Raw genomic sequence first — 10,948 nt, 5'->3', positions numbered from 1 at the left:
TTTAAGTGATAAAGTCGGGTGTCGGAACTTTCCGGCATTTTCTTTTTTCACAAATAGTCAACGTTTTTCTTTTCGATATTGGAGTGGTGTGTATCCAGTTATTTTTTGAATTGATTTTGAAAATAAGGTTGGCTTGAGAAAGGCAGATAGTGAAGATAGTTAAGAAGGTTAAGAAGAATAGGATGTTCTTTTTTCCTTTTTGGAAAATTTCTAAAATATGGTATAATGAAAAGATAAAGAAGTTGGAGGTAGAAGATGAACATTCAACAATTACGCTATGTTGTGGCCATTGCCAATAGCGGTACTTTTCGTGAAGCTGCTGAAAAGATGTATGTTAGTCAGCCGAGTCTGTCTATTTCTGTTCGTGATTTGGAAAAAGAATTGGGTTTTAAGATTTTCCGTCGGACCAGCTCAGGGACTTTCTTGACTCGTCGTGGTATGGAATTCTATGAAAAAGCGCAAGAATTGGTTAAAGGATTTGATATTTTTCAAAATCAGTATGCCCATCCTGAGGAAGAAAAGGATGAATTTTCCATTGCCAGTCAGCACTATGACTTCTTGCCACCAACCATTACGGCCTTTTCAGAGCGCTATCCTGATTATAAGAACTTCCGTATTTTTGAATCAACTACTGTTCAAATTTTAGACGAAGTAGCGCAAGGTCACAGTGAGATTGGGATTATCTACCTCAATAATCAAAATAAAAAAGGGATTATGCAACGGGTTGAAAAGTTAGGCCTAGAGGTTATTGAACTAATTCCCTTCCATACCCATATTTATCTCCGTGAGGGGCATCCTTTAGCTCAGAAAGAGGAATTGGTCATGGAGGATTTAGCGGATCTACCAACGGTTCGTTTCACGCAAGAGAAAGACGAGTATCTTTATTATTCAGAGAACTTTGTTGATACCAGCGCGAGCTCGCAGATGTTTAATGTGACAGACCGTGCTACTTTGAATGGTATTTTGGAGCGGACGGACGCTTATGCGACAGGTTCTGGATTTTTAGATAGTGACAGTGTGAATGGCATCACAGTTATTCGTCTTAAGGATAACCTAGATAACCGCATGGTCTATGTTAAACGTGAAGAAGTGGAGCTGAGTCAAGCTGGAACTCTTTTCGTAGAAGTCATGCAAGAATATTTTAATCAGAAGAGGAAATCATGAAAAAAAGAGGAATAGTGGCAGTCATTGTACTGCTTTTGATTGCGCTGGATCAGTTAGTTAAATCCTATATCGTCCAACAGATTCCACTGGGTGAAGTGCGCTCCTGGATTCCCAATTTCGTTAGCTTGACCTACCTGCAAAATCGAGGGGCAGCCTTTTCTATCTTACAAGATCAGCAGTTGTTATTCGCTGTCATTACCCTGGTCGTCGTGGTAGGTGCCATTTGGTATCTACATAAGCACATGGAGGACTCATTCTGGATGGTCTTGGGTTTGACTCTGATAATCGCGGGTGGTCTTGGAAACTTTATTGACAGGGTCAGTCAGGGCTTTGTTGTGGATATGTTTCACCTTGACTTTATCAATTTTGCAATTTTCAATGTGGCAGATAGCTATCTGACTGTTGGAGTGATTATTTTATTGATTGCAATGCTAAAAGAGGAAATAAATGGAAATTAAAATTGAAACTGGTGGCCTGCGTTTAGATAAGGCTTTGTCAGATTTGACAGAATTATCACGTAGTCTCGCGAATGAACAAATCAAATCAGGCCAGGTCTTGGTCAATGGCCAAGTCAAGAAAGCTAAATACACTGTCCAAGAGGGCGATGTCGTCACTTACCATGTGCCAGAACCAGAGGTTTTAGAGTATGTGGCTGAGGATCTTCCGCTAGAAATCATCTACCAAGATGAGGATGTGGCTGTTGTCAACAAACCTCAGGGAATGGTTGTGCATCCGAGTGCTGGTCATACTAGTGGAACCCTAGTAAATGCCCTTATGTATCATATTAAGGACTTGTCGGGTATCAATGGGGTTCTGCGTCCAGGAATTGTTCATCGTATTGATAAGGATACGTCAGGTCTTCTTATGATTGCTAAAAATGATGAGGCGCATCTAGCACTTGCCCAAGAACTCAAGGATAAAAAGTCTCTCCGCAAATATTGGGCGATTGTTCATGGAAATTTGCCCAATGATCGCGGTGTGATTGAAGCACCGATTGGCCGGAGTGAAAAAGATCGTAAGAAACAGGCTGTGACTGCTAAAGGGAAACCTGCAGTAACTCGTTTCCACGTCTTGGAACGCTTTGGCGATTATAGCTTAGTGGAGTTGCAACTAGAGACAGGGCGTACCCATCAGATTCGTGTCCACATGGCTTATATCGGTCATCCAGTTGCTGGGGATGAAGTCTATGGTCCTCGTAAGACACTTAAGGGGCATGGACAATTTCTTCATGCCAAGACTCTAGGTTTTACTCATCCGAGAACAGGTGAGACCTTAGAATTTACAGCAGATATCCCAGCAATTTTTAAGGAAACATTGGAGAGATTGAGGAAGTAAGAATGAAAAAGAAATTAACTAGTTTAGCACTTGCAGGCGCTTTTTTAGGCTTGTCATGGTATGGAAATGTTCAAGCTCAAGAAAGTTCAGGAAATAAAATCCACTTTATAAATGTTCATGAAGGTGGCAGTGATGCGATTATTCTTGAAAGCAATGGACATTTTGCCATGGTGGATACAGGAGAAGATTATGATTTCCCAGATGGAAGTGATTCTCGTTATCCATGGAGACAGGGTATCAATACAACTTATAAGCATGTTCTAACAGACCGTGTCTTTCGTCGTTTGAAGGAATTGGGTGTCCAAAAACTTGATTTTATTTTGGTAACCCATACCCACAGTGACCATATTGGAAATGTTGATGAATTACTGTCTACCTATCCAGTTGACCGAGTCTATCTTAAGAAATATAGTGATAATCGTATTACTAAGCCTGAACGTCTTTGGGATAATCTGTATGGCTATGATAAGGTTTTAAAGACTGCTGCTGAAAAAGGTGTTTCAGTTATTCAAAATATCACACAAGGAGATGCTCATTTTCAGTTTGGAGACATGGATATTCAACTATATAATTATGAAAATGAAACAGATTCATCAGGTGAATTAAAGAAAATTTGGGATGATAATTCCAATTCCTTGATTAGCGTAGTAAAAGTCAATGGTAAGAAAATTTACCTTGGGGGCGACTTAGATAATGTGCATGGAGCGGAAGATAAGTATGGACCTCTCATTGGAAAAGTTGATTTGATGAAGTTTAATCATCACCATGATACCAACAAATCAAATACCAAGGATTTTATTAAAAATTTGAGTCCGAGTTTGATTGTTCAAACTTCGGATAGTCTACCTTGGAAAAATGGTGTTGATAGTGAGTATGTTAATTGGCTCAAAGAACGAGGAATTGAGAGAATCAACGCAGCCAGCAAAGACTATGATGCAACAGTTTTTGATATTCGACAAGACGGTTTAGTAAACATTTCAACTTCCTACAAGCCTATTCCAAGTTTTCAAGCTGGTTGGCATAAGAGTTCATATGGAAACTGGTGGTATCAAGCGCCTGATTCTACAGGAGAATATGCTGTCGGTTGGAATGAAATTAAGGGTGAATGGTATTACTTTAACCAAACGGGTATCTTATTACAGAATCAATGGAAAAAATGGAACAATCGTTGGTTCTATTTGACAGACTCTGGTGTTGCTGCTAAAAATTGGAAGAAAATCGCTGGAATCTGGTATTATTTTAACAAAGAAAACCAGATGGAAATTGGTTGGATTCAAGATAAAGAGCAGTGGTATTATTTGGATGTTGATGGCTCTATGAAGACAGGTTGGCTTCAATATAAGGGGCAATGGTATTACTTTGCTCCATCAGGGGAAATGAAAACGGGCTGGGTAAAAGATAAAGAAGCCTGGTACTATATGGATTCTACTGGTATCATGAAGACAGGTGAGATAGAAGTTGCTGGACATCATTACTATCTAGAAGAATCAGGAGCTATGAAGCAAGGCTGGCTTAAAAAGGCAAATGATTGGTATTTCTACAAGACAGATGGTTCACGAGCTATAGGTTGGATTAAAGACAAGGATAAATGGTACTTCTTGAAAGAAAATGGTCAATTACTTGTGAATGGTAAGACACCAGAAGGCTATACTGTGGATTCAAGTGGTGCCTGGTTAGTGGATGTTCCGATCGAGAAATCTGCTACAATTAAAACTACAAGTCATTCAGAAATAAAAGAATCCAAAGAAGTAGTGAAAAAGGATCTTGAAAATAAAGAAACGAGTCAACATGAAAGTGTTACAAATTCTTCAACTAGTCAAGATTTGACATCCTCAACTTCACAAAGCTCTGAAACGAGTGTAAACAAATCGGAATCAGAACAGTAGTAGAAAAGAAGGTTTTAGGGCCTTCTTTTTCCTATCAACTCTTTTCTATTTCCTGTTATTCATGTTATAATGGATAAATATGAATAATCGGAGTGAGACTATGAAATACAAACGGATTGTCTTTAAGGTGGGTACTTCTTCTCTGACAAATGAGGATGGAAGTTTATCACGTAGTAAGGTAAAGGATATTACCCAGCAGTTGGCTATGCTGCACGAGGCTGGTCATGAGTTGATTTTGGTGTCTTCAGGTGCCATTGCGGCTGGTTTTGGAGCCTTAGGATTTAAAAAGCGTCCGACTAAAATTGCTGATAAACAGGCTTCAGCAGCGGTAGGACAAGGGCTTTTGTTGGAAGAATACACGACCAATCTTCTCTTGCGCCAAATCGTTTCTGCACAAATCTTGCTAACCCAGGATGACTTTGTAGATAAGCGTCGTTATAAAAATGCCCATCAGGCTTTGTCGGTTTTACTTAGCCGTGGGGCGATTCCTATCATCAATGAGAATGATAGTGTTGTTATTGATGAGCTCAAGGTTGGGGACAATGATACTCTGAGTGCACAGGTGGCGGCCATGGTCCAAGCAGACCTTTTGATCCTCTTGACAGACGTAGATGGTCTCTATACAGGAAATCCTAATTCAGATCCAAGAGCCAAACGTTTGGAGCAAATCGAGACTATCAATCGTGAGATTATCGATATGGCCGGTGGAGCTGGTTCGTCAAACGGAACTGGGGGCATGTTAACCAAAATCAAAGCTGCAACTATTGCGACAGAATCGGGTGTTCCTGTTTATATCTGCTCATCCTTGAAGTCAGATGCCATGATTGAAGCGGCTGAGGAGACCAAGGATGGTTCCTACTTTGTTGCGCAAGAGAAGGGGCTTCGTACCCAGAAACAATGGCTGGCCTTTTATGCTCAGAGTCAAGGTTCTATTTGGGTTGATAAAGGGGCTGCGGAAGCTCTCTCTCAACATGGAAAGAGTCTTCTCTTATCTGGTATCGTTGAAGCAGAAGGAGCCTTTTCTTACGGTGATATCGTGACAGTATTTGATAAGGAAAGTGGAAAATCACTTGGAAAAGGACGCGTGCAATTTGGAGCATCTGCTTTGGAGGATATGTTGCGTTCTCAAAAAGCCAAGGGTGTCTTGATTTACCGTGACGACTGGATTTCCATTACTCCTGAAATCCAACTACTTTTTACAGAATTTTAGAGGTAAACTATGGTGAGTAGACAAGAACAATTTGAACAGGTACAGGCTGTTAAAAAATCGATTAACACAGCTAGTGAAGAAGTGAAAAACCAAGCCTTGCTAGCCATGGCTGATCACTTAGTGGCTGCTACTGAGGAAATTTTAGCGGCTAATGCCCTCGATATGGCAGCGGCTAAGGGGAAAATCTCAGATGTGATGTTGGATCGTCTTTATTTGGATGCAGATCGTATAGAAGCGATGGCAAGAGGAATTCGTGAAGTGGTTGCCTTCCCAGATCCAATCGGTGAAGTTTTAGAAACAAGTCAGCTTGAAAATGGTTTGGTTATCACAAAAAAACGTGTAGCTATGGGTGTCATCGGTATTATCTATGAAAGCCGTCCAAATGTGACGTCTGATGCGGCTGCTTTGACTCTTAAGAGTGGAAATGCGGTTGTTCTTCGTAGTGGTAAGGATGCCTATCAAACAACCCATGCCATTGTCACAGCCTTGAAGAAGGGCTTGGAGACGACTACTATTCACCCAAATGTGATTCAACTGGTGGAAGATACTAGCCATGAAAGTAGTTATGCTATGATGAAGGCCAAGGGCTATCTAGACCTCCTCATTCCTCGTGGAGGAGCTGGCTTGATCAATGCAGTGGTTGAGAATGCGATTGTACCTGTTATCGAGACAGGGACTGGGATTGTCCATGTCTATGTGGATAAGGATGCAGACGAAGACAAGGCGCTGTCTATCATCAACAATGCTAAAACCAGTCGTCCCTCTGTTTGCAATGCCATGGAGGTTCTGCTGGTTCATGAAGACAAGGCAGCAAGCTTCCTTCCTCGCTTGGAGCAAGTGCTGGTTGCAGATCGAAAAGAAGCTGGGTTGGAACCAATTCAATTCCGCTTGGATGAGAAAGCCAGTCAGTTTCTTTCAGGTCAAGCAGCTGAGGCACAAGACTTTGACACCGAGTTTTTAGACTATGTCTTAGCTGTTAAGGTTGTGAGCAGTTTAGAAGAAGCGGTTGCCCATATTGAAGCCCATAGTACCCATCATTCAGATGCCATTGTAACGGAAAATGCTGAAGCTGCAGCTTACTTTACAGATCAAGTGGACTCTGCAGCTGTCTATGTCAATGCCTCAACTCGTTTTACCGATGGTGGACAATTTGGTCTTGGATGTGAGATGGGAATTTCTACTCAGAAATTGCACGCGCGTGGTCCAATGGGCTTGAAAGAGTTGACCAGCTACAAGTATGTGGTTGCTGGTGATGGGCAGATAAGGGAGTAAGAGATGAAGATTGGATTTATCGGTTTGGGGAATATGGGGGCTAGTTTGGCTAAGGCTGTTTTGCAGGCCAAGACGTGTGATGACATTCTTCTTGCCAATCGTAGTCAAGCTAAGGTAGATGCTTTCATTGCAGACTTTGGTGGTCAGGCTTCCAGCAATGAAGAAATTTTTGCAGAAGCAGATGTGATTTTTCTAGGTGTTAAGCCAGCTCAGTTCTCAGACTTACTTTCTCAATATCAGACCATCCTTGAAAAACGAGAAAGTCTTCTTTTGATTTCCATGGCAGCTGGATTGACCTTGGAAAAACTCGCTAGTCTTCTTCCAAATCAACACAGAATTATTCGTATGATGCCAAATACCCCTGCTTCTATTGGTCAAGGAGTGATTAGTTATGCCTTGTCTCCTAATTGCAGGGCTGAGGACAGTGAGCTCTTTTGTCAGCTTTTAGCCAAGGCTGGTCTTTTGGTTGAACTTGGAGAAAGCTTAATAGATGCAGCGACAGGTCTTGCAGGTTGTGGACCAGCCTTTGTCTATCTTTTTATCGAGGCCTTGGCAGATGCAGGTGTTCAGACTGGATTGCCACGAGAAACAGCATTGAAAATGGCAGCTCAAACTGTGGTAGGAGCTGGACAATTGGTCCTTGAAAGTCAGCAACATCCTGGAGTTTTGAAAGACCAAGTTTGCAGCCCAGGCGGTTCGACTATCGCTGGTGTAGCGAGCCTAGAAGCGCATGCTTTTCGAGGAACGGTCATGGATGCAGTTGGTCAAGCCTACAAACGAACACAAGAACTAGGTAAATAAGAGGTGGATTTGTCTGCCTCTTTTATGGTGGTTGATACTCTTCGAAAATCTCTTCAAACTGCGTCAGCTTCCATCTGCAACCTCAAAACAGTGTTTTGAGCAACCTGCGACTAGCTTCCTAGTTTGCTCTTTGATTTTCATTGAGTATGAAATGAGAAGACAAAAAGATTGTCACAAACCCCTATTTTTTTGATAGAATAGAAGTAGTAAAAAAGAAATGAGTTAGACATGTCAAAAGGATTTTTAGTCTCTCTTGAGGGACCAGAGGGAGCAGGCAAGACCAGTGTTTTAGAGGCTCTGCTACCAATTTTAGAGGAAAAAGGAGTAGAGGTGTTGACGACCCGTGAACCTGGCGGAGTCTTGATTGGGGAGAAGATTCGGGAAGTGATTTTGGATCCAAGTCATACTCAGATGGATGCTAAAACAGAGCTACTTCTCTATATTGCCAGTCGCAGACAGCATTTGGTGGAAAAAGTTCTTCCAGCCCTTGAAGCTGGCAAGTTGGTCATCATGGATCGTTTTATCGATAGTTCTGTTGCCTATCAGGGATTTGGTCGTGGCTTAGATATTGAAGCCATTGACTGGCTCAATCAGTTTGCGACAGATGGCCTCAAACCCGATTTGACACTCTATTTTGACATCGAGGTGGAAGAAGGGCTGGCTCGTATTGCTGCTAATAGTGACCGCGAGGTTAATCGTTTGGATTTGGAAGGGTTGGACTTGCATAAAAAAGTTCGTCAAGGCTACCTTTCTCTTCTGGATAAAGAGGGAAATCGCATTGTCAAGATTGATGCTAGTCTCCCTTTGGAGCAAGTTGTGGAAACTACCAAGGCTGTCTTGTTTGACGGAATGGGCTTGGCCAAATGAAACAAGAACAATTAAAGGCTTGGCAACCAGCCCAGTTTGACCGATTTGTCCGTATCTTAGAACAAGACCAGCTCAATCACGCCTATCTCTTTTCAGGTTTCTTTGGAAGCCTGGAAATGGCGCAGTTTTTGGCCAAGAGTCTATTTTGTACGGATAAGGTAGATGTTTTACCATGTGAAAACTGCCGAAATTGTAAGCTGATTGAACAGGGAGAATTTCCCGATGTAACCTTGATTAAGCCAGTCAATCAGGTCATCAAGACAGAACGCATTCGGGAATTGGTGGGACAGTTTTCTCAAGCAGGGATTGAAAGCCAGCAACAGGTCTTTATCATCGAGCAAGCGGATAAAATGCATCCCAACGCAGCCAATTCTCTGCTTAAGGTCATCGAAGAACCCCAGAGTGAAGTTTATATTTTCTTCTTGACTAGCGATGAGGAAAAGATGTTACCGACAATCCGAAGTCGGACCCAGATTTTCCACTTTAAAAAGCAAGAAGAACAACTCATCTTGCTCTTAGAACAAATGGGACTTGTTAAGAAAAAAGCGACTCTTTTAGCTCAGTTTAGTCAATCGCGAGCTGAAGCAGAAAAGTTGGCTAATCAGGCAAGTTTTTGGACCTTGGTCGATGAAAGTGAACGCCTGCTGACTTGGTTAGTAGCTAAGAAAAAAGAAAGTTATCTACAGGTTGCCAAATTAGCGAACTTGGCAGATGATAAGGAAAAACAAGATCAGGTTTTACGGGTTCTTGAAGTTCTCTGTGGGCAGGATCTCTTGCAGGTAAGAGTAAGGGTGATTCTACAAGATTTGCTAGAAGCTAGAAAAATGTGGCAAGCTAATGTCAGCTTTCAAAATGCCATGGAATATCTGGTCTTGAAAGAAATATAAACTCAAAAATGAACGATAAAGAAAGGAAAGGCCTGGCTTATGGACAAAAAAGAATTATTTGACGCGCTGGATGATTTTTCCCAACAGTTATTGGTAACCTTGGCCGATGTGGAAGCTATCAAGAAAAATCTCAAGAGCCTAGTAGAGGAAAATACAGCTCTTCGTTTGGAAAATTCTAAGTTGCGCGAACGTTTGGGTGAGGTGGAAGCAGACGCTCCCGTCAAGGCCAAGCATGTTCGCGAAAGTGTTCGTCGCATTTACCGTGATGGATTTCACGTATGTAATGATTTTTATGGACAACGTCGAGAACAGGACGAGGAATGTATGTTCTGTGACGAGTTGTTATACAGGGAGTAAGCATGCAGATTCAAAAAAGTTTTAAGGGGCAGTTTCCCTATGGCAAGCTGTATCTAGTGGCAACGCCGATTGGCAATCTAGATGATATGACCTTTCGCGCTATCCAGACCTTGAAAGAAGTGGACTGGATTGCTGCTGAGGATACGCGCAATACAGGTCTTTTGCTCAAGCATTTTGACATTTCCACCAAGCAGATCAGTTTTCATGAGCACAATGCCAAGGAAAAAATTCCTGATTTGATTGGTTTCTTGAAAGCAGGGCAAAGTATTGCTCAGGTCTCTGATGCCGGTTTGCCTAGCATTTCAGACCCTGGTCATGATTTGGTTAAGGCAGCTATTGAGGAAGAAATTGCAGTTGTGACTGTTCCAGGTGCCTCTGCAGGAATTTCTGCCTTGATTGCCAGTGGTCTAGCGCCACAACCACATATCTTTTACGGCTTTTTACCGAGAAAATCAGGCCAGCAAAAGCAATTTTTCGACTCGAAAAAAGATTATCCTGAAACTCAGATTTTCTATGAATCGCCTCATCGTGTAGCAGATACGTTGGAAAATATGTTAGAAGTCTACGGTAACCGCTCGGTTGTCTTGGTCAGGGAATTGACTAAAATCTATGAAGAATACCAACGCGGTACCATTTCTGAGTTATTGGAAAGCATTGCTGAAACGCCACTTAAAGGAGAATGCCTTCTCATTGTTGAAGGTGCCAGTCAGGATGTGGAGGAAAAAGACGAGGAGGACTTGTTCTTAGAAATCCAAGCCCGTATCCAGCAAGGCATGAAGAAAAATCAAGCTATCAAGGAAGTCGCTAAGATTTACCAGTGGAATAAAAGCCAGCTCTACGCTGCCTACCATGATTGGGAAGAAAATCAAGAAAATGACTAATACTCTTCGAAAATCTCTTCAAACCGTGTCAACGTCGCCTTGTCGTAGGTGTGGTTACTGACTTCGTCAGTTCTATCCACAACCTCAAAACAGTGTTTTGAGCTGGACTTCGTCAGTTCTATCTACAACTTCAAAGCAGTGCTTTGAGCAACCTGCGGCTAGTTTGCTCTTTGATTTTCATTTAGTATAAACAGGGAAGTTTGCCTTCTTCCCTTTTTTTGTTATACTAGTAGAAGAAAAAAATAGAAAGATTTGTGGGAGTGAAAAAGTCCGGGGGACTTTTTCAGC

At 41.9% G+C, this 10,948-nt stretch carries 11 protein-coding genes and 1 pseudogene; 11 read left to right on the top strand and 1 reads right to left on the bottom strand.

The window, feature by feature from the left end:
* Positions 1-57 precede the first annotated feature (57 nt).
* Positions 58-263: pseudogene (locus HT687_RS10150) on the bottom strand (AraC family transcriptional regulator).
* On the opposite strand from HT687_RS10150, the gene HT687_RS10145 reads away from it, so the two are divergent.
* From HT687_RS10145 to rsmI, 11 genes are all read left to right on the top strand, one after another.
* Entirely contained in the window at positions 256-1,164 is a 909-nt protein-coding gene (locus HT687_RS10145; protein ID WP_001025687.1) for a LysR family transcriptional regulator, read from the top strand. The pseudogene HT687_RS10150 and the gene HT687_RS10145 sit on opposite strands and share 8 nt — an antisense overlap.
* On the top strand, positions 1,161-1,622 hold the full coding sequence (gene lspA / locus HT687_RS10140; protein ID WP_000745672.1) for a signal peptidase II: 462 nt from the start codon (positions 1,161-1,163) through the stop codon (positions 1,620-1,622). Before HT687_RS10145 ends, lspA begins: the two co-directional genes overlap by 4 nt.
* Positions 1,612-2,499 (top strand): RluA family pseudouridine synthase, encoded by an 888-nt coding sequence (locus tag HT687_RS10135; protein ID WP_000403212.1) that lies wholly within the window; start codon positions 1,612-1,614, stop codon positions 2,497-2,499. The genes lspA and HT687_RS10135 overlap by 11 nt, the downstream gene beginning before the upstream one ends.
* A gap of 2 nt (positions 2,500-2,501) precedes the next feature.
* A complete protein-coding gene (gene cbpE, locus HT687_RS10130; protein WP_023936958.1) occupies positions 2,502-4,385 on the top strand; it encodes a phosphorylcholine esterase CbpE in 1,884 nt (627 codons plus the stop codon).
* Between the two features lie 100 nt (positions 4,386-4,485).
* On the top strand, positions 4,486-5,595 hold the full coding sequence (proB, locus tag HT687_RS10125) for a glutamate 5-kinase (protein ID WP_000875755.1): 1,110 nt from the start codon (positions 4,486-4,488) through the stop codon (positions 5,593-5,595).
* 9 nt (positions 5,596-5,604) lie between these two features.
* A complete protein-coding gene (locus HT687_RS10120) occupies positions 5,605-6,867 on the top strand; it encodes a glutamate-5-semialdehyde dehydrogenase (protein WP_023936957.1) in 1,263 nt (420 codons plus the stop codon).
* A gap of 3 nt (positions 6,868-6,870) precedes the next feature.
* On the top strand, positions 6,871-7,668 hold the full coding sequence (proC, locus tag HT687_RS10115) for a pyrroline-5-carboxylate reductase (protein WP_023936955.1): 798 nt from the start codon (positions 6,871-6,873) through the stop codon (positions 7,666-7,668).
* Positions 7,669-7,896: 228 nt separating this feature from the next.
* A complete protein-coding gene (tmk, locus tag HT687_RS10110; RefSeq protein WP_000033362.1) occupies positions 7,897-8,535 on the top strand; it encodes a dTMP kinase in 639 nt (212 codons plus the stop codon).
* Complete coding sequence (locus HT687_RS10105; RefSeq protein WP_023936953.1) at positions 8,532-9,422, top strand: DNA polymerase III subunit delta'; 891 nt, start codon at positions 8,532-8,534, stop codon at positions 9,420-9,422. Before tmk ends, HT687_RS10105 begins: the two co-directional genes overlap by 4 nt.
* A 39-nt stretch (positions 9,423-9,461) precedes the next feature.
* The gene (yabA, locus tag HT687_RS10100; RefSeq protein ID WP_000358228.1) at positions 9,462-9,779 is read left to right on the top strand and encodes a DNA replication initiation control protein YabA; all 318 of its coding nucleotides are present in this window, start codon (positions 9,462-9,464) and stop codon (positions 9,777-9,779) included.
* Positions 9,780-9,781: 2 nt separating this feature from the next.
* Positions 9,782-10,660 (top strand): 16S rRNA (cytidine(1402)-2'-O)-methyltransferase, encoded by an 879-nt coding sequence (rsmI, locus tag HT687_RS10095; RefSeq protein WP_023936951.1) that lies wholly within the window; start codon positions 9,782-9,784, stop codon positions 10,658-10,660.
* Positions 10,661-10,948: the final 288 nt, after the last annotated feature.

The organism is Streptococcus sp. 1449, from assembly GCF_013276805.1.
In the GTDB taxonomy this organism is placed as follows: domain Bacteria; phylum Bacillota; class Bacilli; order Lactobacillales; family Streptococcaceae; genus Streptococcus; species Streptococcus pseudopneumoniae.
Note: the sequence above shows the minus strand (reverse complement) of the source record. Positions and strands in the feature narration are given on the sequence as shown.